This window comes from Amycolatopsis ponsaeliensis, from assembly GCF_030182635.1.
Classification (GTDB): domain Bacteria; phylum Actinomycetota; class Actinomycetes; order Mycobacteriales; family Pseudonocardiaceae; genus Amycolatopsis; species Amycolatopsis ponsaeliensis.
In genome coordinates this window covers 1-19,997 of the sequence record NZ_JAPZLD010000086.1, presented here as the reverse complement: position 1 = coordinate 19,997, position 19,997 = coordinate 1, and the positions used below count along the sequence as shown (strand labels likewise).

At 73.3% G+C, this 19,997-nt stretch carries 17 protein-coding genes and 2 pseudogenes; 10 read left to right on the top strand and 9 right to left on the bottom strand.

What is annotated here, in order from left to right; genetic code table 11:
* Positions 1-46: 46 nt before the first annotated feature.
* Positions 47-3,649, bottom strand: a complete 3,603-nt coding sequence (locus tag QQ657_RS54390) for a discoidin domain-containing protein (RefSeq protein WP_284750357.1) — start codon at positions 3,647-3,649, stop codon at positions 47-49.
* Positions 3,650-3,881: 232 nt separating this feature from the next.
* Between QQ657_RS54390 and QQ657_RS54385 the strand changes: the two genes are divergently transcribed.
* Entirely contained in the window at positions 3,882-4,316 is a 435-nt protein-coding gene (locus QQ657_RS54385) for an SRPBCC family protein (RefSeq protein ID WP_284750356.1), read from the top strand.
* Positions 4,317-4,371: 55 nt separating this feature from the next.
* Here the strand turns inward: QQ657_RS54385 and QQ657_RS54380 are convergent, their stop codons facing one another.
* Positions 4,372-5,241, bottom strand: coding sequence for a MerR family transcriptional regulator (locus tag QQ657_RS54380; RefSeq protein WP_284750355.1), 870 nt, complete (start codon positions 5,239-5,241; stop codon positions 4,372-4,374).
* A 460-nt stretch (positions 5,242-5,701) separates the two neighbouring features.
* On the opposite strand from QQ657_RS54380, the gene QQ657_RS54375 reads away from it, so the two are divergent.
* Complete coding sequence (locus QQ657_RS54375; RefSeq protein WP_284750354.1) at positions 5,702-6,085, top strand: STAS domain-containing protein; 384 nt, start codon at positions 5,702-5,704, stop codon at positions 6,083-6,085.
* Here QQ657_RS54375 and QQ657_RS56875 read toward each other — a convergent pair.
* The 3 genes and pseudogenes from QQ657_RS56875 to QQ657_RS54365 all read right to left on the bottom strand — a co-directional run.
* Positions 6,082-6,768: pseudogene (locus tag QQ657_RS56875) on the bottom strand (AfsR/SARP family transcriptional regulator); the annotation flags it as partial. The gene QQ657_RS54375 and the pseudogene QQ657_RS56875 sit on opposite strands and share 4 nt — an antisense overlap.
* Positions 6,769-6,915: 147 nt before the next feature.
* Positions 6,916-7,563, bottom strand: a pseudogene (locus tag QQ657_RS56870) (response regulator transcription factor); the annotation flags it as partial.
* Positions 7,560-8,726 carry a sensor histidine kinase gene (locus tag QQ657_RS54365; protein ID WP_284750352.1) on the bottom strand — a complete coding sequence of 389 codons (1,167 nt, stop codon included), beginning with the start codon at positions 8,724-8,726 and terminating at the stop codon, positions 7,560-7,562. The gene QQ657_RS54365 and the pseudogene QQ657_RS56870, both read right to left, overlap by 4 nt.
* A gap of 261 nt (positions 8,727-8,987) precedes the next feature.
* Between QQ657_RS54365 and QQ657_RS54360 the strand changes: the two genes are divergently transcribed.
* From QQ657_RS54360 to glgC, 7 genes are all read left to right on the top strand, one after another.
* On the top strand, positions 8,988-10,346 hold the full coding sequence (locus QQ657_RS54360) for a choice-of-anchor A family protein (protein ID WP_284750351.1): 1,359 nt from the start codon (positions 8,988-8,990) through the stop codon (positions 10,344-10,346).
* A 135-nt stretch (positions 10,347-10,481) separates the two neighbouring features.
* Positions 10,482-12,086, top strand: a complete 1,605-nt coding sequence (locus tag QQ657_RS54355) for a glycosyltransferase family protein (RefSeq protein ID WP_284750350.1) — start codon at positions 10,482-10,484, stop codon at positions 12,084-12,086.
* Positions 12,083-13,216: a hypothetical protein gene (locus tag QQ657_RS54350; protein WP_284750349.1), complete on the top strand. Its 1,134-nt coding sequence runs from the start codon at positions 12,083-12,085 to the stop codon at positions 13,214-13,216. Before QQ657_RS54355 ends, QQ657_RS54350 begins: the two co-directional genes overlap by 4 nt.
* Positions 13,126-13,599: a hypothetical protein gene (locus tag QQ657_RS54345; protein WP_284750348.1), complete on the top strand. Its 474-nt coding sequence runs from the start codon at positions 13,126-13,128 to the stop codon at positions 13,597-13,599. The genes QQ657_RS54350 and QQ657_RS54345 overlap by 91 nt, the downstream gene beginning before the upstream one ends.
* Positions 13,600-13,601: 2 nt before the next feature.
* Complete coding sequence (locus QQ657_RS54340) at positions 13,602-15,440, top strand: glycosyltransferase (RefSeq protein ID WP_284750347.1); 1,839 nt, start codon at positions 13,602-13,604, stop codon at positions 15,438-15,440.
* Positions 15,441-15,519: 79 nt separating this feature from the next.
* Positions 15,520-16,674: a glycogen synthase gene (gene glgA, locus QQ657_RS54335; RefSeq protein ID WP_284750346.1), complete on the top strand. Its 1,155-nt coding sequence runs from the start codon at positions 15,520-15,522 to the stop codon at positions 16,672-16,674.
* On the top strand, positions 16,671-17,888 hold the full coding sequence (gene glgC, locus QQ657_RS54330) for a glucose-1-phosphate adenylyltransferase (protein ID WP_284750345.1): 1,218 nt from the start codon (positions 16,671-16,673) through the stop codon (positions 17,886-17,888). The genes glgA and glgC overlap by 4 nt, the downstream gene beginning before the upstream one ends.
* A 12-nt stretch (positions 17,889-17,900) precedes the next feature.
* On the opposite strand, the gene QQ657_RS54325 is transcribed toward glgC, so the two are convergent.
* The 3 genes from QQ657_RS54325 to QQ657_RS54315 all read right to left on the bottom strand — a co-directional run bounded on the left by QQ657_RS54325 (position 17,901) and on the right by QQ657_RS54315 (position 18,454).
* Positions 17,901-18,035 carry a hypothetical protein gene (locus QQ657_RS54325; protein WP_284750344.1) on the bottom strand — a complete coding sequence of 45 codons (135 nt, stop codon included), beginning with the start codon at positions 18,033-18,035 and terminating at the stop codon, positions 17,901-17,903.
* Positions 18,036-18,114: 79 nt separating this feature from the next.
* Positions 18,115-18,273 carry a hypothetical protein gene (locus tag QQ657_RS54320; protein ID WP_284750343.1) on the bottom strand — a complete coding sequence of 53 codons (159 nt, stop codon included), beginning with the start codon at positions 18,271-18,273 and terminating at the stop codon, positions 18,115-18,117.
* A gap of 31 nt (positions 18,274-18,304) precedes the next feature.
* On the bottom strand, positions 18,305-18,454 hold the full coding sequence (locus QQ657_RS54315) for a hypothetical protein (RefSeq protein WP_284750342.1): 150 nt from the start codon (positions 18,452-18,454) through the stop codon (positions 18,305-18,307).
* A gap of 170 nt (positions 18,455-18,624) precedes the next feature.
* Between QQ657_RS54315 and QQ657_RS54310 the strand changes: the two genes are divergently transcribed.
* Positions 18,625-19,662 carry an NADPH:quinone reductase gene (locus QQ657_RS54310; protein WP_284750341.1) on the top strand — a complete coding sequence of 346 codons (1,038 nt, stop codon included), beginning with the start codon at positions 18,625-18,627 and terminating at the stop codon, positions 19,660-19,662.
* On the opposite strand, the gene QQ657_RS54305 is transcribed toward QQ657_RS54310, so the two are convergent.
* On the bottom strand, positions 19,646-19,843 hold the full coding sequence (locus tag QQ657_RS54305) for a DUF1932 domain-containing protein (RefSeq protein WP_284750362.1): 198 nt from the start codon (positions 19,841-19,843) through the stop codon (positions 19,646-19,648). The genes QQ657_RS54310 and QQ657_RS54305 overlap by 17 nt on opposite strands.
* Between the last annotated feature and the right edge of the window lie 154 nt (positions 19,844-19,997).

Genomic DNA, 19,997 nt, shown 5'->3' with positions numbered 1-19,997 from the left:
CTCACGGGCCCCGCGAGCGTAGCGGCGGGGTCCGACAAAACCGCGGCTAGATCAACTTGGCCGCCACGTTGTACGCCTCCACCTGCAGCCGGGCGCCCGGCACGCGCCGCCGCGGCTCGACGCGGACCGTGCGGCTCTCGCCCGGCAGCAGCCAGAAGTAGTTGTCGCCGTAGCGGGTCGGCAGGACGCGGTCGGTGCCGTTGCGCTCGCGCAGCGACAACCGGATCATCGCCGCGACCGTCTTGCCGTCGTTGCGGATCGTCGCCGTGAACGCGTCGCCGTCGGCCTTCAGCGACGACGTGAGCCGCGCGCCCGGGAGCTGGTTGAGCGCGCGCATGGCCGTGTCGCTGCGGTAGCGCCAGTACGTGTTTTCCGACAGCACCGCGCCGCCGGCGTCGGTCAGGGTCAGCCGCAGCAGGTGCAGGTCCGGGTGCGCCGCGTCGAACGGCATGGTGAACGCCGTCGCGCCGACGTTCGCGGCCACGTCGAGCTTCTGCTGCTGAGCCGGCGCGAGGCTCGCTCCATCCAAAGAGAACAGCCGCGCGGTGACCGTCACCCCGCTCAACGCGGCCGGCGTGTGGTTGACGACCCGGACCTGCCACGTCGTCAGGTCGGCCTGCACGTGCCGGGCCTCGCAGCCCTTGCGCGCGCCGTAATAACTGCCGTTGACGTCGAGGTCGTAGTCGTAGGTCTGCCACACCGTGCTGTGCCACGCGGGGTGCGACATCCACAACAGCACGCCGGTCGCGTCCGCCCACAGCTTCGTGTTCCAGGCCTCGAAGATCGCGCGCATGCTCTCGTAGTTGACGAACTGCGCCTTGCGGCAGAACTCCGCCAGGCTCGTCGACGGCGCGAGCCGCGCGTCGATCGCCGCGAGGTAGCTCTGCGGCGACTGGTTGCCGGCCGTCGACCAGTCGTGCAGGAACCAGGGCGCGCCGATCGGCCAGCCCGGGTCGTCCTCGCCGACGAGGTTGCGCATGCTCTCGACGACCGACACCGTCGGCAGCCCGATCTCGCTCCAGAACCCGTACTTGCCGCCGGTCGCCTCACCCGTGAAGTACCGCTTCGGGTCCTGCCAGTAGTACGGCCCGTCGCCGGTGATCACGCCGCCCGCCGAGTTGCCCTGGTACAGCAGGTCCGTGTTGTCGTGGACGATGTCGCGCAGCGCGTTGTCGATCACCGGCGGCGGCGTGCCCTCGTTGCAGCCGAACCAGACCGTCGCGCACGCGTGGTGGCGGTAGCGCAGCACGGTGTCCTTAGCCTGCGCCAGGAAGATGTCGTGGTTGGCCGGGTCGGTCGACCAGCCGTCCCAGAACTCGTTCCACAGCAGGATGCCGTACTTGTCGCAGGCGTCGAACAGCTCCTGCCGGTACGACGAGCCGACCCAGTTGCGGATCAAGGTGAAGTTCATGTCGCGGTGCATCGCGACGACGGCGTCGGTCCGCTCGGGCGTCATCCGGCGCAGCAGCTCGTCCCAGCCCCAGCTGCCGCCGCGGGCGAACACCTTGACGCCGTTGACGAGGAAGGTCAGCGGCTTCGGGCTGTTGTCCACCGACGCGGCGTCGGTCCAGGTGTCGCCGTCCTGCGAAACCTGGATCTTGAACGTCGCCGCGTAGGCGGTCTCCCAGGTCAGGACGACCCGGTCGAACGCGGTCGCGGCGCCGAGGTCGACCTGCAGCCACTGGTTGTCGTCGTAGGCGGACGTCCAGCGGGTGTTCGGGTCGCCGTCGAAAGCCCGTTCCGGCGGGTTGCCGTCGGCGACGGACAACGACGTCGCCGGCTTGCCCTGGGCGAGGTCGGCCCCCGCGCTGTCGACCACGGACATCGTCCAGAGCGAGAAGCCCCAGCCCGTGGCGCGCTTGAGGCCCTGCATCCGGACGAACCGGGCGTTCTGCGGCGCGAGGTCGACGGTCTGGGTGGCCCGGCCGTCGGCGATGACGATCGGCAGGTCGTACTGGTAGCCGATCTGCCGCAGGCCGATCTTCGTCGTCCGCCGGTCGCTGGTCGACGCGCCGATCGCGGCAGTGAGCGTCAGGTCGTAGAGGTTCGGGTCGCCGTAGCCGTTGGGCCACCACAGCTTCGGGTTCTCGACCTGCTGAGCCGGGAAGGCGACGTCGGTGGTCTGCCCGGCCGGGACGGTGACCGTGGTCGACACGGTGACCGGGCCGAACGCGGCGGTGATCTTGACGCGCTGGGCCGTCGCGGCCGCGTTGCGCACCGGCACGGTCAGCGTCACCACGGCGGTGGCGGCGTCCGGCACCTTCGTGTCGACGCGGACGTCGCCGAGCACGGCGGCGCCGGTGGAGCGCAGGCGCACGTGGTCCCAGATGCCGGACGCGCGGTCGCGGACCGCGGGCATCCAGTCCCAGCCGGAGACCGCGAGGTAGGTCGGCGAGTTGTCGAACATCGTGGTGCCGGCGTCGACCCACGAACTGCCGTTGGAGCCCTTGTCGCTGGGGCTGCCGGGCCGCGGCATCGGCGAGATCCGTACGGCGAGGGCCTGGTCGCCGGTGCGGCGCAGGGCGGCCGTGACGTCGTAGGTGCCGCGGCCGAACGGGTGGCTCTGGGTGCCGATTTCGGCGCCGTTGAGCCAGATCCGCGCCTCGTGGTTGACGCCGTCGAACTCGAGCCACACGTGCCGGCCCGCCGAGGTGTCGAGGCCGCGCGGGAGCGAGAAGCGGCGGCGGTACCACCAGGCGTGGCGCGACAGCGCTTCCGGAACGTGCAGGTTGTTCATCCCGGACACCGGATCGGGCAGTTGGCCCTGCTCGACCAGCGAAGCCAGGACCGTGCCCGGGACGGTCGCCGGGAGCCAGCCGCGGGTGTCCACAGTGGACCCGGAGAGCGCCTTGCCGTCACCGGACGGCGCCCAGTCGTCCATCGTGAGGACCCAACCGGATTCGAGCGGCACGGTGCCGTCGGCCGCGACGGCGAGCGCGGGCGGGTCGTCGTGCGGGCGGACCGGGAAGCTCGTCCAGCCGTGCACCGCCGGGCGGTTCTGCGGGCCGGTGCCGAACACCTGGAAGCCGTTGAGGCCCAAGGGGTTGGTCGTCGAGCGGCTCGACGCGGTGAACCGGACCCAGCGCGCGGTGACGGCGCTGAGCGGGATCGTCACGACGCCGCCGGTGCCGGCGTCGGCGTGGTGGACGGTGCGCCAGGCCTTGCCGTCGCCCGAGACGTCGAGGTCGAACGCCGTCGCGTAGCTGGAGAGGATCTCGAAGCCGCTGGTGTGGGAGCGGGACGCGGCGGCGTCGACGGCCGGGTCGCCGGGCTGCGCCTCGAAGGTCAGCACGACCGAGTCGATCCGGCACTGCCCCTGGAGGTCGACGACGATCCACTGGCCGTCGCCCGCGGTGGCGCGCCAGCCGGAGCCCTTGACGCCGACCTGCGCGAGACCGTCGACGGCGAACTCGGCCGGAGTGGCGGCGTAGTCGGTCGCGGAGACCTGGACCGGGCGGAACAGGGCCAGGTCGGTCTGCTGCGCCCGGCCGTCGGCGGCAGCGGGTGCCGCGGACGCGACCCCGGGCAGGACGACCGCGAGGCCGAACCCGGCCAGCAGCCCGGTCCCGGCGGCCAGGACGTGCCGCCGCGACACGGCGGCCACTTCAGCGGGCTCGACATCCGCGGTGATGCCGTACTCCTCCGCCATGCGAACTCCGATCCGAAAGCGGCGGCCGGACCTGGCGGGGTGGCGCCGCGAAGAGGGGGTGACAACGTTGCCAGGAAGCTTCCGCCGTGCGCGTCGGAAGCGTCAAGAAGACAAGGAGGACAAGAATTCCGAATAGTTGACATCGTTGTCGGCGAACGGCTCGTCGTGCCCCGCTGAGCGGTGCCCGTTACGGTTGCATCGTCTTCGCAACGAACCGTTCCCGGGAGGTCCGATGGTCCAGGTCGAACGCACCGTCACCGTGCGCACGCCGGTCGCGCGCGTCGCGGAGTACCTCGCGGACTTCGCGCACACGGAGGAGTGGGACCCGGGCACGGTGTCGTGCACCCGCACCGACGGGGGCCCGATCACGGTCGGCGCCGAGTGGCACAACGTGTCGGAGTTCCGCGGCAGCCGCACGGAGCTGGACTACCACCTGACCCGGCGCGAGGCCGGCCGCGTGACGTTCGTGGGCGAGAACAAGACGGCGACTTCGACGGACGACTTCGGCCTGTCGTCGGGCCCGGACGGCACGACGGTCCGTTACCGGGCGACGATCGTGTTCCACGGGTGGGCGAAGCTGGCGAGCCCGCTGTTGAAGCGCGAGTTCGAGCGGCTCGGGGACGCGGTGGTGCCGGAGTTGACGCGGGCGCTGGAGGGGTTGAATTAGCTCCGGCTCTCGCGCGCGGGCAGAGCGCGCACGACCTACCAAGCGCCCCTCACCGCTACACCTCGGCGTACTCCACGGCCAGCTCCATCGCCGACGCCAGGTCGTTCACCCGGGCGAAGCCGCGGTCACCCAGGTGCTGCCAGCCCGGCCCGGCCGTGCCCACCGTGCGGCCGAGGTCGCGGACCCGCGCCGCGAGCAGGTCGTCGGCCGTCGGGGGTGCCAGGGACCACAGCAGGACCAGCACCGGGTCGAGGCGGGCCGCCAGGTCGGCCACCGTCTCCGCCGGGACCAGCTGACCCAAGTACGCGACCGGGATCCCGGCCTCGGCCAGCGTCGCGCGCAGGGCCTCCATCGGCAGCGAGTGCCGCTCGGCCGGGCAGCAGGCCAGCAGCACCGGACGGCCCGGGACCGCCGCCGGGAAGCCGCGGCTGAACCGCTCGTACGCCAGCGAAATCTCCGTCGTCAAAGCCCATTCCGACGCGAAGCAGACGTCGCCGCGCTGCCAGCGGTCGCCCAGGCCGCGCAGGACCGGGGCCAGGACGTCGGTCCAGGCGGCGGCCGGGCCGAGCGTGCCGAGCGTCTCGTCGAGCAGCCCCGCGACCGACGCGGACCGCAGCTCCTCGGCCGCGTCCTCGAGCTCGCGCACCCGGCGGGCCGCGGGCACTTCGGGCGGGTCGGCGGGCGTCGCCGCGAAGGCCGTCGCGGCCGCTTCCCGCACCGGCATCCCCCGCGCGACGAGCCGCTGCATGTGCTGCAGCCGCCGGACGTCGGCGTCGGAGTAGCGGCGGTGGCGCCCGGTGGCCGCGGCCGACGGGCCGATCCCGTACCGCGCGCTCCAGCTGCGCAGCGTCACCGGCGAGACGCCGAGCAGCTCGGCCACCTTGCCCGGCGCCCAGGCACCCGTCTCGACGTTCTTCGGATCCACCGTTCCCCTTCGCCTCGCTCGTCGCAGCTTAGCGACGGCCGAGCCACCTGACCGGCGGGGACACGGTGGCCGGCGCCGGCGCGGAGATCGCCACCCGGTGTCCCGCGGCCCCCGGCGAAGATCGATGCGCCGGGCCACCACGAAGCCGGACCGGCGATCCGCTGCGGCACAACCGAAACGGCCGAGGCGGGGACGCGGCGGCGGGGCGTCGGCCGGCCGCGTCCCCTCGGCGCCGCCCGGCGCCGGGGATCCGGCCCGCGTCGGCCGGATCCGGCCGGCCGTGGGGTGTGGCAACCCGCCACGGCCCGCCTGGTCATCGGCGGCAAGGTGCTGCTCCGCCAAGCTATACCCGCGCGCAACGCTTACGCATCGCTATCCCTCGGATGCCGCACGAATTCGCCCCGCCCGGGCGAGTGAACCCGCGCTGCCGTGGGTACCTGCCGGTGCAGGAGGGACACCGATGACCGACAACCACACCCAGCCCCGCTTCGCGACGACGACCGACGCGGGGGTCGTGACCGTCCGCTGCGCCGGCGATCTCGACCTGGCGACCACGAGCCGGCTCCGTGACGCGCTGCTGGACCCGTTCGGCGATGGCGGCGCGGCCGCGGTCGTCGCCGACCTCACCGCGACGACCTTCTGCGACTCGACCGTCTTCAGCGTCCTGGTCGAGTCCTACCGCGAAGCCCTCGCGCGCGACATCCCCTACGCGATCGCGGCGGCCCGGATCGCGGTCGCCCGGCCCTTGGCCGTCCTCGGCCTGGACCGCGTGCTGCCGCTGTACCCTGGCCTCGCCGAAGCACGCGACGCGGTCACCGGGAGCCGGGCCACCCGCGTCTCCTAAGCCCGCGAGTCCGGGTGGAGCACGTCGTCGAGCACCGCCCGGTGGGTGCGCCGCAGCTCCTCCCCCGGTTCGACGCCCAGGTCCGCGGCCAGCCGGTCGCGGATCCGGCCGTACGCCGCGATCGCTTCGGCGCGGCGGCCGGTGGCCTGCAGCGCCCGCATCAGCAGTGCCGCCAGCGGTTCGCGCAACGGCTCCAGGGCCAGCACCGTGGACAGCTCGTCGGCCGTCTCGGCGTACCGGCCCAGCCGCAGCTGCAGCTTCGCCTTGCGCGCCCAGAGCGTGCTCCGCCGCTCGGTCAGCCGCAGCCGCTGGCCGTCCGCGAACGGTCCCGGCAGCCCGGACAGCGGCTCGCCGTGGAACAGCCCGAGTGCGGCGGCGCAGGACGACGCGGCCGCGGCCAGGTCGCCGGACTCCTCGGCGGCGCCCGCGTCCGCGGTCAGCTCCGCCAGCCGGGCCGTGTCGATGCGGACGCCGTCGCCGTCGAACCGGTAGCCGCCGCGCGTGCGGCCGATCACCGAGTCCGGGGTCCGCTCGCCGGGCCCGCGCAGGCACTTGCGCAGCCGGTGCACGTACACCGGCAGCACGCGGCCCCCGGTGCCCGGTGGTTCCAGCCCCCAAACGCCGTCGAGCAGCTCGGCCTGGCTGACCGTGACGCCGGGGCGCAGCACCAGCGCGGCCAGCAGGGCCTGCTGGCGCACCGGCCCGAGGTCGAGCGGGCTGCCGCCGCGCCACGCGCGCAGCGGCCCCAGCACCGAGAACCGCAGCCCCGGCACAGGCACCGGCTCGGCGACGGCCGGCCGCACCGGCGCGTCGTCCACAATGGACACCCGCGGGCTGACGATGCCGTGGTCGAAGGCGTAGACGACCGCGGCGGCGCGGTCGCGCAGGCCCAGCTTGGTGAAGATCCGGCCCAGGTGGCTCTTCACGGTCAGCTCCGAGACGACCAGCGCGCCGGCGATCTCGGCGTTGCTCAGCCCGCGCCCGGCCGCCCGCAGCACGTCCAGCTCGCGCGGCGTCAGCAGTCCCGGCGCCGGGCCTGCGGGGTCGCCCGCGGGTGCGCGGCGGTAGGTCGTGAGGACGCGGGCGGTCACCGCCGCGTCGAGCCAGGCGTCGCCCGCCGCGACCGCCCGGACGGCGCGGATGAGGTCCTCCGCCGGCGAGTCCTTGAGGACGTAGCCGACCGCGCCCGCGCGCAGCGCACCCGCCAGCAGCTCGTCGTCGTCGAACGTGGTCAGGGCCAGCACGGGCGGGCGCCCGCCGAGCCGCCGCGTCGCCTCGATCCCGTCGACGTGCTTCATCCGCAGGTCCATCACCACGACGTCGACGTCGGTGGCGGCCAGGGCCGCGGGGACGTCCGCGCCGTCGCCGCACTCACCCGCGATGACGAACCCGTCGCGGCGGCGCAGGATCCGCCGCAGCCCGGAACGCACGAGCTCCTGGTCGTCGACCAGCAGGACCCGGACTTCGCCCGCCGTCACGCCGGGCCGCCCGCGGGCACGCCGACCGCGACGACCCAGTCCGCGCCGTCCGGGCCCGCGGTCAGTTCGGCGCCCAGCTGGCCGGCCCGCGCGGACATCCCCTTCACACCCGATCCGCCGGTGCCGGGCGGGCCGCCGGTGGGCAGCCGGTTGCGGATGACCAGCCGGGCGCCGTCCGGGCCGACGTCGAGGCGCATCCGGGCCGGTGCCCCGCCGCCGTGCTTGGCGATGTTGGCCAGCGACTCCTGGGCGATGCGGTAGAGCCCGAGCCCGGCCAGGTCCGGCACGGCGGCGAGGTCGCCCTCCTGCTCGTACCGCACGGCCAGCCCGGCCGCGCGGGTGCGCTCGACCAGTGCGGGGATGTCGCGCGCGCCGGGCAGCGGGCGGGTCCCGGCGGGCGCTTCGGCCAGCACGCCGACGGTCCGGCGGATGTCGGCCATCGCGGTGCGCCCGACGCGCTCGGCCTCGGCGAGCCCTTCGAGGGCCTCCTCGACGTCGCCGTCCTGCTGGAGGGCGTGCCGGGTGCCGGTGAGGTGCAGCAGCGTGATGCTCAGGGAGTGGGCGACGACGTCGTGCACCTCGCGGGCGATCCGCTGCCGTTCGGCGAGGACGGCCTGGTCGCGGACGGCGTCCCGGGCGGCGCGCTCGGCGTCCAGCGCACGCACGTACCAGCGGAGCATGAACCCGGCGGCCAGGCCGAGCAGCACGGCCGCGACGTAGACCGGGAACCCGACCAGCCCGACCCGGGCCGCGGCCACGCTCAGCGTCGCGACGCTCGCGGCGGCGACGGCGAACGCGACCGCCGGCCGGGCGATCGCCGCCGTCTCGGCGGCCAGGACCACCAGCACGACCGGGGCGAAGTCGGGCACGACCGGCCGCGCCAGCAGGATCGCGACGGCGGCGAGCACGGTGAGCGCCTTGAGCCACGGCGGCGCGATCACGCCAGTGACGGCCCAGCCGAGCGCGGTGACGACCGCCAGGAGGCCGGCGAGGGCGATCGGTGCCGGCGGCACCAGCGCCCCTCGTTGCGCCACCGCCGCCACCGCCAGCACCACCCCGAAGGCGGTCACGGCGACCGGAACCCACCACGGAAGCGCGATCCCGGCGCGGCCGAGGCTCGTCTCCAGGCGGGCCCGGACCCCGCTCACCACCCTCGCCCCCACACCACCCAGCCTAGGAAGCACGCGGCGCGGGCGCATCCCGCCCCGGGAGGAAGTCGCGGTCATCCGGATTTCATCGGGCCAGGTCCGTCCACTGAGGCCGGGCTCCGGCCGGTAACTCGACCTCGTCGGCGGGATGGCCGAGCGCACCCTGTGGAGGGGAGGCGCACCCGGCGGCCCTCGATCGGGTGGATCGGCGGGCGACCGGGGTGACCGGCCGCTAGCGTCCGAACCGAAGAGTCCACTGTGGACAGGGGAGGTCCCGTGCGCGCGACCCATGCCGCCCTGGCGGCGCTGGCGGCCTGCGGGCTCGTGGTGCTCTCGGTGCCCGTCGTGCGGTCCGCGCACGCCGATCCGCTGCCCGGCGGCCTCGGGCCGTGCGTGCCCGGGAGCTGTCCCGATCCCCACCCGCCGGTCGGCAACGGCCCGTTCGCCGGACGGGACAACGGGGTGAACCTGTTCGTCGGGGGCACCATGCGCGTCACCGGCAGCGCCGCCGAGGCGGAGGGCCGGGTGGTCGTCGGCGGCGACTTCACGCTGCGCAAGACCGCCGGGTCGTCGATCTACAACGTCGGGGTCGCCGGGGTCGGCTCGCGCGTGCCGCCGCCGGACGGCGCCGACTTCCTCACCGTCGGCGGGGACCTGACGGTCGCCGAGCGGCAGCGGCTCGACGCCGTGGGCGACTCGGCCGGCGGCGTGGTCCGCCACGCCGGGACGGTCATCGGAACGGTGATCGGGAAGCTCGTCCAGGACGCCGCCGCGATGAAGCCGTACGAAGGACTGCGGGGCAGGCTCACCGCCGCGAGCGAGTGCTACGCCCGGACGGCGACCACCGGAACCGTGCAAAACCAGAACTACCAGACGCTCTTCACCGGCGACGGGAAGTCGGCGCTGCAGGTCTTCACCGTCACCCAGGACATCGCCGGGCCGGGCGGCGGCGCCCAGGGCATCGCGTTCGCCGGCATCCCCGCCGGCGCGACCGTACTGGTCACCCTCACCGGCGCGGTCCGGACGATCAACACCTACAGCGGCACCCTCGACGACAACGACCCGCTGAACCGGCTGCGCCCCCGCCTGCTGTGGAACTTCCCGGCGGCGACCGCGGTCCACCTCGTCGGCACCGGGATGTTCCAGGGCAGCGTGCTGGCCGGAAACCCGGCCGGGACGACAACCGTGACGCTCCCGGGCACCAACGGGCGCTTCTTCACGGCGGGGAACCTCGTCCACGGCGCTAGCAGCGGCCCGGGCAGCGGGCAGGAGTTCCACGCATACCCGTTCACCGGCGAACTGCCCTCGTGCGACGAAGAACCCGAACCGACCACCACGACCCCGACCACCAGCACGACGCCGACCACGACCAAACCGACGATCACCTCCACGGCGCCGACCACGACCGAGCCGTCCACCACCGGCCCGTCCGGCACGACCACCCCGGCCACCGACACCACGACGCCGACGACATCGACGAGTTCGGCCACCCCGGCACCCGCACCGACCACCCCGGGCAACGGCAGCCTGCCGGACACGGGAATCGACATCGGCCCGATCCTCGGCCTCGGCGCCCTGCTCCTGACCGGCGGCACCGCACTGGTCGTGGTCACCACCCGGCGGCGCCGAACCTGACCCCACGGCCTCGCACCGCCGGCCGAAGTCGTCCACAATGGAGCCCGGTCACACTGCGAGCCCACTCCGGCCGTGCCACCATCGGGTGATGTTCCACAGAGCAGGCGGACATAACCGTGACGTAGCACCGCTGTAATGAAGCGTCACTACGGTCCCCGGGACATGTCGATCGGGCAGATGACGGATCCGGCGCCGGTGGCGCTTCCGCGGGGTGAACAGGTGCTACCGGAAACGGAAGCGGAGCAGGTGAACGCGCGAGGACGGTGGCTGCCCGTCTTCGGGGCGATACTGGGCGCCGCGCTTTTCCTGGTGGTGCGCGGCAGTCTCACCGACGACGGCTACATCACGCTCGCCTACGCGAAGAACCTCGCCGTGCACGGCGAATGGGGCATCATCCCCGGCTCGCCCGCGAACTCCGCGACGTCACCGCTGAACGTCCTGCTGCTCGCCGCGCTCACCCTGCTGACCCGGGTGGTCGGCGACCCGCACCCGGTCGTCGCGCTCGGGATCCTGACGGTCCTGTGCGGCGGTGCGCTCGGCTGGGCCTGGCAGCGCATCGGGCGGAAGCTGGCGCTGCCGCCCGCGGCCGGAGTGCTCGGCGTCACACTGGTTCTGGTCAACCCGTTCGTGTTGTCCGCCATCGGTCTCGAAGTCCTCTTGATCCCTGCCGTCCTGCTGGTGCTGACGGTCTTCGCGCTCGAAGGCCGGCCGATCCTGTTCGGCGTCACCGCCGGGCTCACCGTCCTCACCCGGCTCGACCTCATCGTGTTCGTCGTGGTGATCGCGCTCAGCGCGCCCGCGATCCGGCGGCGGCTGCTGCCGGCCGCCGGTGTCGCGGTGCTGACGGCCGCGCCGTGGTTCGTCTTCAGCTGGGTCGCCTTCGGCTCGTTCGTGCCCGACACGCTGGCGATCAAGCAGACCCAGGTGGGGCTGTTCGCGCCGTGGACCTACAGCACCGGACCGGTGATGTACTACCTCGGCTACCCGGTCACCGTGCTCGTGTCGTTCGTGCCGGCGCTGCTCGGCGCGGTCGCGCTCGCCGTGTGGGCCGCGGCGCGGTTCTCCGTGCGCTGGCCGGAGTTCCCCGCGCTCGGCCCGGTCGCGGCGCTGGGGGCCGGCGGGATCCTCTATTTCATCGCCTATTCGTTCATCGGTGTCGGCCCGTTCCATTGGTACTACGTGGCTCCGACGACGACGGTGGGCAGTTTCGCCGTCGCTGCCTTCGGTGCCTGGTTCGGGCAAGCGCGTGAGCGGACGGCGCTGCGCACCGGTCCCCCGCTGCTGGCGCTCGGCCTGACCGGCGTGCTGGTGCTGAGCGCGGCGGCCGTCGACGCCGCGCAGGGCGTGCCGTGGAAGTCGCCGGTCATCTTCGGGAACTGGGCCAGCGCGCAGGACTACGCGCGCGTCGGCAAAGAGCTGGGCGCGCGGCTGGACGGCGCGAGCGTGGCCAGTCCCGGGGAGATCGGCACCCTCGCGTACTACTGCGAGTGCGCCATCATCGACGAGTTCTCCGACCGGGGCCACGCGAAGGAGCTCGTCGAGCAGCGGATCGCGACGGCGAACCCGCTGATGAGCCTGGCGCTGCGGGTGAACTACCACTGGCTGGACCGCTCGATCACCCCGCGCAAACCGGACTACCGGCTGCAGTACGGCTCGGGGCCGGCGACCGGGCCGGACAGCTGGCAAGTGCAGTCCGCGGCGAAGGGCGTCGGCCACTTCACCCTCACCCGCGAACCGTGACCGTGGCACAGCGGCGGGACCCCGTCGCCGGGATCGCGGCCCCGGAGTCCCGGCCGCGGCGCTGGGTGCTGCCCGGCGCCGTCGCCGTGGTGTCCGCCCTCGTCTTCGCGGTCGTGCGCCCGCACCTCGTCGACGACACGTTCATCACGCTGGCCTACGCGCGCAACCTCGCCTTCCACGGGCACTGGGGGCTGATCGCGGCCGAGACGTCGAACACCGCGACGTCGCCGCTGAACGTCCTGCTCCTCGCCGCGCTGACCCTGGTCCTGCGCGACGCGGTGCTCGCCGCCGGTGCGCTGTTCGTGCTCTGCCAGGTCGCGCTGGCCCTCGCGCTGCGCCGGACCGGCGACCGGGCGGGGCTGCCGGCCTGGTTCGCGCCGGGCGCCGTCGCCCTGCTGACGGTGAACCCGCTGCTGCTGTCGTCGATCGGGCTCGAGGTCGAGCTCGGCGCGGCCGGCATCGCCTGGCTGCTGGTCTTCGCGGGGGAACGGCGGCCGGTCGCCCTCGGCGTCCTGACCGGGCTGCTCGCCCTCGTCCGGCTCGATCTGGTCGTGGTCGCGCTGGTGCTGTTCGCGCTGCGGCGCCGGTTCTGGGAGAAGGCGTGGCAGTCGGTGCTCGCCGCAGCGGCGGTCGCGCTCCCCTGGTTCGCCTTCAGCTGGGTGGTGCTCGGGTCGGCGGTGCCGGACACGGTGATCATCAAGACCCTGCAGAAGTCCTGGGGGCAATGGGACTTCGGCAACGGCCCCGGGCTCTACGCCGAGGTCTTCCCGTGGGCGACGGCCGCGTCCTTCCTCCCGGCCGCGCTCGCCCTGCTCGCCTTCGCGCTCTGCGTGGCGGACGCGGCCCGGGGCGGCCCGCTGTGGGCTCGGGTGCGGCCGTTCGTCCGCTGGTGCCCGCCGGGATCGCGCACTACCTGGCCTACACGCGGCTGCACGTGCCGCCGTACCACTGGTACTACGGGCCGAGCCTGGTCGCGGCGACGCTCTTCCTCGCGGCCGCCGCGGCGGCCGCGGCGGCCGCGGTCCGCGTGCCGGCCCGGGTGGCGGCCGCCGTCGCGGTCGCGGGCGTCCTGGTCGTCAGCATCGGCGCCTACGCGGCCGGTGGCCTGCCGCGGCGGTTCGCGCCGCTGATGTCCAACCACGACGCGACCGCCGACTACGAACGGATCGGACCGGAGCTGGGCCGCCTGGTCGGCGGCGGCACCGTGCGCAGCGGCGGCGAGATCGGCGTGCTGGCCTACAGCTGCGACTGCGCGATCGTCGACCTCTTCGACGACCGCGGCGCCGTCGGGCCGGCCATCACCGAGCGCGAGGCCCACCTCGGCGCGCTCGGCCGGGCGCTGGTCGACGTCAACTTCCGGTTCTTCGACTTCGGCGACCGGCCGATCGTCACCGACTACGCCCTGGTGCGCGGCGATCCGCCGCCCGGTGCGCTGGCCCACTGGACACTGACGTCGCCGTGGGCCGGCACCCAGCAGCTGTATCTCGTCCGGGGCAACGGAAGCGGAGCTTGAGCATGACCGACCTCACCGCGCAGCGCGGCCTGTACGCGGGCCCGGCGCCGATCGTCAGCAAGGACCTCTACGCCGAGGTCCACACCGGTTCGGCGGTCCGGGACCGCGACGCGATCCGGCTGGCCCCGGGCACGAAGGTGTCCGGTAACACGTATTTCGGCCGGTTCCCGGCCTCGTACTGGCAGCGCTGGTCCACGGTGACCGAGGTGTCGGTCGAGGCCGTCGTCACCGGCACCGGCCTGCTGTCCATGGGCGCCTCCGACGTCGAAGGCGAACCCCGCGTGGTCGCCGCCGAGCAGGTCACCGACGTCAAGCAGACGAGGGTGACGCTGACCTCGCAGCTGGACAAGTTCTACGACGGCGGCGCCCTCTGGCTCGACCTCGAAACCGAAGGCGGCCAGACCCTGCGCGTCGAGCAGGTCCGCTGGACCGTCGAAGCGCCGGAGAAGATCCGCCCGACCGCGGTCACCATCTGCACGATGAACCGCGCCGACGACTGCCTCAAAAACCTCCAGGCGTTGGCCGCGGACGTGTCGTCGCTGGAGACCCTGGACGCGATCTACGTCGCCGACCAGGGCACCGACCTGGTCGAGTCCCGCGACGGGTTCGAGCAGGTCGCCAAGGACCTCGCCGACAAGCTGCACTACATCAAGCAGCCGAACCTCGGCGGCGCCGGCGGGTTCACCCGCGGCCTCTACGAGGTGGCCGGGCACACCGCCACCGAACACGCCAACGTCCTGTTCATGGACGACGACGTCCTGCTCGAGCCGGACCTGGTGATCCGGATGACGGCGTTCTCCAACCGCGCCGCCAACCCGATCATCGTCGGCGGGCAGATGCTGAACCTGTTCCACCCCAACCAGCTGCACGTCGGCGCCGAATACGCCCGGTTGAACACCCTCGAACCCGGCCAGCCGGTCGAGCACTCGCTCACCACCGCCGACCTGCTCGGGGTGGACGAGGAGACGCTGAAGCCGAACCGCCAGGAGCGTCGCCTGGATGCCGGGTACAACGGCTGGTGGTCCTGCCTGATCCCGTACGAGGTCGTGCAGGCCACCGGGTATCCGATGCCGTTCTTCTTCCAGTGGGACGACGCGGAGTACTCCTACCGCGCCCGCGCGCACGGCTTCCCCACGGTGACGCTGCCGGGCGCGGGGGTGTGGCACGCGGACTTCCACATGAAGGACTGGGACGAGTGGCACCGCTACTTCAACCTGCGCAACTCCATCATCACCGCGGCGTTGCACTCGCCGTTCAACCTCAACCTGCTCTCCCGGGTGCTGCTGGCGCAGCTGGTGCGGTATCTGCTGGGGATGCAGTACGGGCTGTCGGCGACGCTGATCAAGGCCGTCGAGGACTTCCTCGAAGGCCCGGAGGTCCTGCGTGACGGTGGCGTGGAGGCGATGAAGGAGATCCGCCGGATCCGGGACCAGTACCCGGAGACCAAGCGCCACAAGGCCACCGACGTCCCGGGGATCGCCTCGAACGACATCGGCATCATCAACAGCGCGCCGCCGCCCAGCCGGACCGTCGTCGTCCTGATCAAGCGCCTGCTCGACCAGACCAGGGGCCGCCACCGGTTCGGTCTCGGCGCCGTCCCCGCGGACGAAGCCCACTGGTGGCACACCTCGCTGTTCAACACCGTGGTGGTCACCGACGCCGGCCAGGACGGCGTCCGCGTCCGGTCCTACGACCGGGCCAAGACCCTGGACCTGGCCAAACGCGGCATCCGGGTGATCCAGCGGCTGCGCAAGGAGGGCGCGGCGGTGCAGGAGCGGTATCAGCGCGCCCTGCCGGAGCTGACCTCGCGCGAGAACTGGACGCGGCTCTACGACCTCTGATCCCGCTCATCCGAGCGACCCGGGAATTCGCCTGGACGCCAGACTGCGCCGGAGGCCGGAAAGGCCATAGGGTTCGGTCATGAAGGTCGGCCTGCTCACCCGGGAGTACCCGCCGGAGGTCTACGGCGGAGCCGGGGTTCACGTGGAGTTCCTCGCCCGGGAGTTGCGGCCGCTGGTCGATCTCGACGTGCACTGCTGGGGCGCGGACCGCCCCGACGCCACCGGGCACACCGATCCGCACGGCTACCGCCAGCCCGCGTTCACGACCATGGACATCGCCGTGTCGATGGCGAACGCCCTCGAGGGCCACGACCTCGCGCACAGCCACACCTGGTACGCGAACCTGGCCGGGCACCTGGCCAAGATGACGCACGGCATCCCGCACGTCGTCACCGCGCACTCGCTGGAACCGCTGCGGCCGTGGAAGGCCGAGCAGCTCGGCGGCGGCTACCGCGTCTCGTCGTGGATCGAACGCGAGGCCTACGAAGGCGCGGACGCGATCGTCGCGGTCAGCGGCGGCATGCGCCGTGACGTCCTGGCCGCGTACCCGGCGGTGCCGCCCGAGCGGGTGCACGTGATCCACAACGGCATCGACACCGCCCTGTACCGCCCGGACCCCGGCACCGACGCGCTGGCGAAGCACGGCGTCGACCCCGGCCGGCCCTACGTCCTGTTCGTCGGCCGGATCACCCGGCAGAAGGGCGTCCCGCACCTGGTCCGCGCGGCCGCGTCGCTCGACCCCGGCACCCAGCTGGTGCTGTGCGCGGGCGGCGCGGATACCCCCGAGCTCGACGCCGAGTTCCGCGGGCTGGTCGCCGAGCTGGAGAAGACGCGCACCGGCGTCCGCTGGATCCCGGAGATGCTGCCGCGCCCCGAGGTCGTGCAGCTGCTGACCCACGCCACGGTGTTCGCCTGCCCGTCGGTCTACGAGCCGCTGGGCATCGTGAACCTGGAGGCGATGGCGTGCGGCACGCCGGTGGTGGCCAGTGACGTCGGGGGCATCCCGGAGGTCGTCGACGACGGCCGGACCGGGCTGCTCGTGCACTACGACGACCAAGACGCGCCAGGGTTCGAAGCGGGCTTGGCCGCCGCGCTGAACGAAGTGGTCGGGTCCCCGGACCGGGCCGCCGCGATGGGTACGGCCGGCCGCGAACGTGCGGTCGGCGAGTTCGGCTGGAAGGCGATCGCCGAGCGGACGGTCGCCCTCTACGAAGCGTGCGGGAGGTCGTCGTGAACACTGGAGCCGACGTGCTGGGCATCGTGCTCGCGGGCGGCGAGGGCAAACGGCTGATGCCGCTCACCGCGGACCGCGCGAAACCCGCCGTGCCCTTCGGGGGCGTGCACCGGCTGGTCGACTTCGTGCTGTCGAACCTGGTGCACGGCGGGATCCGGCGGCTGTGCGTGCTCACGCAGTACAAGTCGCACTCGCTCGACCGCCACATCTCCACGACGTGGCGCCTCTCGGCGCTCACCGGCGAGTACGTCACGCCGGTGCCGGCCCAGCAGCGGCTCGGCCCGCGCTGGTACCAGGGCAGCGCCGACGCCATCCACCAGAGCCTCAACCTGGTCTACGACGAGGACCCCGAGTACATCGCGGTGTTCGGCGCGGACAACATCTACCGGATGGACCCCCGGCAGATGCTGGAGTCCCACATCTCCTCGGGCGCCGGGGTCACGGTGGCCGGGATCCGGGTGCCGCGGGCCGAGGCGAGCTCGTTCGGCGTCATCCGGACCACCGACGGGCTGATGATCGACGCGTTCCTGGAGAAGCCCGCCGAACCGCCGGGCCTGCCGGACTCCCCCGAGGAGTCGTACGTGTCGATGGGCAACTACATCTTCACCACGAAGGTGATGCTGGAAGCGCTGCACGCGGACGCCGAGAACGCGGCGTCGCACCACGACATGGGCCGCGACATCATCCCGGCCCTGGTCAAGTCCGGCGAGGCGGCGGTCTACGACTTCAGCGGCAACGTCGTGCCCGGCGAGACCGAGCGCGACCACGGCTACTGGCGCGACGTCGGGACGATCGACAGCTACTACGACGCGCACACCGACCTGATCTCGACGCACCCGATCTTCAACCTCTACAACCGGAAGTGGCCGATCCTGGCCCACCCGGGCCAGCGCGCGGCGGCGAAGTTCGTCGAGGGCGGCTCGGCGAACCAGTCGATCGTCAGCAACGGCTGCATCATCTCGGGCGCGCAGGTCGTGGACTCGGTGCTCTCCCCGGACGTGCTGGTGGAGCAGGGCGCGGTCGTGCAGGGATCGGTGCTGCTGGACGGGGCCCGGGTGGGCCGCGGCGCGGTGGTGCGGAAGGCGATCCTCGACAAGAACGTCGTGGTGCCGCCGGGTGCGCACATCGGGGTCGACCTGGCCCGGGACCGCGGGCACTACCACGTCAGCGAAGGCGGGATCGTCGTGCTCGGCAAGGGGGAACGCGCGATCTGAGGCCCGCGGCCGTCAGGAATGCCCTTCGACGCGCGCCAGGCGCTCGACCACCTGGCGCGGGTCGATGCCCCAGCGCTCGGCGAGCTCCGAGATCGTGGCACCCGCCGCGTGCTCGGCGGCGATCATGCTGTTCACCACGCCGGCCACGGTCCACTCCTCGTCTGCAGATGCACGTGCAGGCAACATGCTACATGTTCACTGCGGACGTCCAGCAAACTGCCTCAGGTCAGCGGGCGGCGAACCCGCACGCGATCGCCGCCGCCAGGAACAGCGCCGCCAGGGCCGCCGCCCACACCACGCCCATCGCCGCCGCGAGGTAGGCCTGGACCGCCGAGACCGCCGCGTACGTCACGGCCAGGCCGCGCCACGCCCGCCCCTCGCGCACGCCGGTTCCTCCCCCCGCCGCCGAAAGCGATTCAGCGTCCCGATTTCTCCGGCTCTCCCGGCGGATTCTTCGTATTGGCCCGCGCGCGCGTGGCGCTGAACACCGCGTCGAAGATCGGCGTCGGTTCCCCGTCGTCGCGCTTCGGCCGCTCGTCCCCCGGACTGCGCTTTTCCTCTCCCACGCGCCCATTTTCTGCGACGGCGGCCGATTTCGCTCGGGCAGCACGGAAAATCGCCCGGCCGGGGGATCACCCGCGTGGAGCTCTTTTTCCGGTCGCCGGCGGGAAAAGCGCCGCGGTTTCATTTCCGGGCGGCGGGAATAACCCGGGGGTGCCGCGGGATTGCACCCGGCATGAAAGCAGTCGTCTACCGCCGCCACGGCGGACCCGAGGTGCTGTCGCTGTCGGAGCGGGCCATCACGGAACCCGGGCCCGGCGAGGTCCGCGTCCGGATCGTCGTGTCCGCGGTCAACCCCACCGACTGGAAGGCCCGGCTCGGCCGCGGCGCCGAAGCCGGGACCGAAACACCCGACACCGTCCCCAACCAGGACGGGGCCGGCGTCGTCGACGCGGTCGGCCCGGACGTCACCGGGCTCGCCCCCGGCGACCGCGTGTGGCTGATCCTCGCGGGCACCCACGGCCCGGTGGCCGGCACCGCGCAGGAGTACACCGTGCTCCCCGCGGAGAAGGTCGTCCCCCTGCCCGACGGCGCCGGCTTCGACGAAGGCGCCGGGTTCGGCGTCCCGGGGCTGACCGCGCACCGGGCGCTGACCGTCGCCGAAGACGGGCCCACCCGGCTCGCCCCCGGCGCGCTCGACGGCCGGACGGTGCTGGTCAGCGGCGGCGCCGGCGCGGTCGGCAACGCCACGATCCAGCTCGGCCGCTGGGCCGGGGCCACCGTGATCGCGACCGTGAGCAGCGACGAGAAGGCCGCGCTCGCCCGCGCGGCCGGTGCCCAGCACGTGCTGCGCTACCCCGACCCGGACCTCGCCACCCGGATCCGCGAGGTCGCCCCGGACGGTGTCGACCTGGTCGTCGAGGTCGCGGCCGGCGTCAACGCCCCGCTGCACACCGAGGTCCTGCGCCCGCGCGGCACGGTCGCGGTCTACGGCGACGACCGCGGCACCGGGACGCTCACCCTCGACTTCGGCGCGAACCTGTGGCTGAACACGCGGTACCAGTTCCTGGTGCTCTACACGGTGGGGGCGGACAAGCTCCGCGCCGGGGCCGAAGACGTCTCGGCGGCGCTGGCCGACGGCGCGCTGCGGCTCGGCGAGGACCGCGGTGTGCCGGTCCACCGCTTCCCGCTCGAAGAGACCGCGAAGGCCCACATCGCGTCCGAGGAAGGGGCGACCGGGAAGGTCCTGATCGACGTCACCCCGGCCGGGTGACCAGCGCCTGAAGGAGGTCGAGCACCGTGACGCCGTCGTCGTCGCGGTGCTCGCGCCACCGGCCGAACAGCTCCTGCGCGGCGGTCACGAACGCGGGCGAGAGCCCGGCGTCGGCGCACGCTTCGGCGATCTCCGCCATCTCGCCTTCCCACCGCCAGGCCCGCTGCCCGGCGGAGGCGATCCCGCCGGGCGCGCCCAGCGGGGTGTGCGGCAGGACGTGGGGGGCGGGCCCCCGCCCCCCGCCCCCCCCCCCCCGGGGGGGCCCCCCCGCCGGGGGGGGGGCGGGGGGGGGGCGCGGGGGGGGGGGGGTGGGGGGGGCGGGGGGCGGGGGGGCC

Excerpts from the sequence above, each read along its gene's own strand:
- QQ657_RS54390 (WP_284750357.1), bottom strand. The coding sequence starts at position 3,649 with ATGGCGGAGGAGTACGGCATCACCGCGGATGTCGAGCCCGCTGAAGTG.
- QQ657_RS54385 (WP_284750356.1), top strand. The coding sequence starts at position 3,882 with ATGGTCCAGGTCGAACGCACCGTCACCGTGCGCACGCCGGTCGCGCGC.
- QQ657_RS54375 (WP_284750354.1), top strand. The coding sequence starts at position 5,702 with ATGACCGACAACCACACCCAGCCCCGCTTCGCGACGACGACCGACGCG.
- QQ657_RS54355 (WP_284750350.1), top strand. The coding sequence starts at position 10,482 with ATGAAGCGTCACTACGGTCCCCGGGACATGTCGATCGGGCAGATGACG.
- QQ657_RS54340 (WP_284750347.1), top strand. The coding sequence starts at position 13,602 with ATGACCGACCTCACCGCGCAGCGCGGCCTGTACGCGGGCCCGGCGCCG.
- glgA (WP_284750346.1), top strand. The coding sequence starts at position 15,520 with ATGAAGGTCGGCCTGCTCACCCGGGAGTACCCGCCGGAGGTCTACGGC.
- QQ657_RS54310 (WP_284750341.1), top strand. The coding sequence starts at position 18,625 with ATGAAAGCAGTCGTCTACCGCCGCCACGGCGGACCCGAGGTGCTGTCG.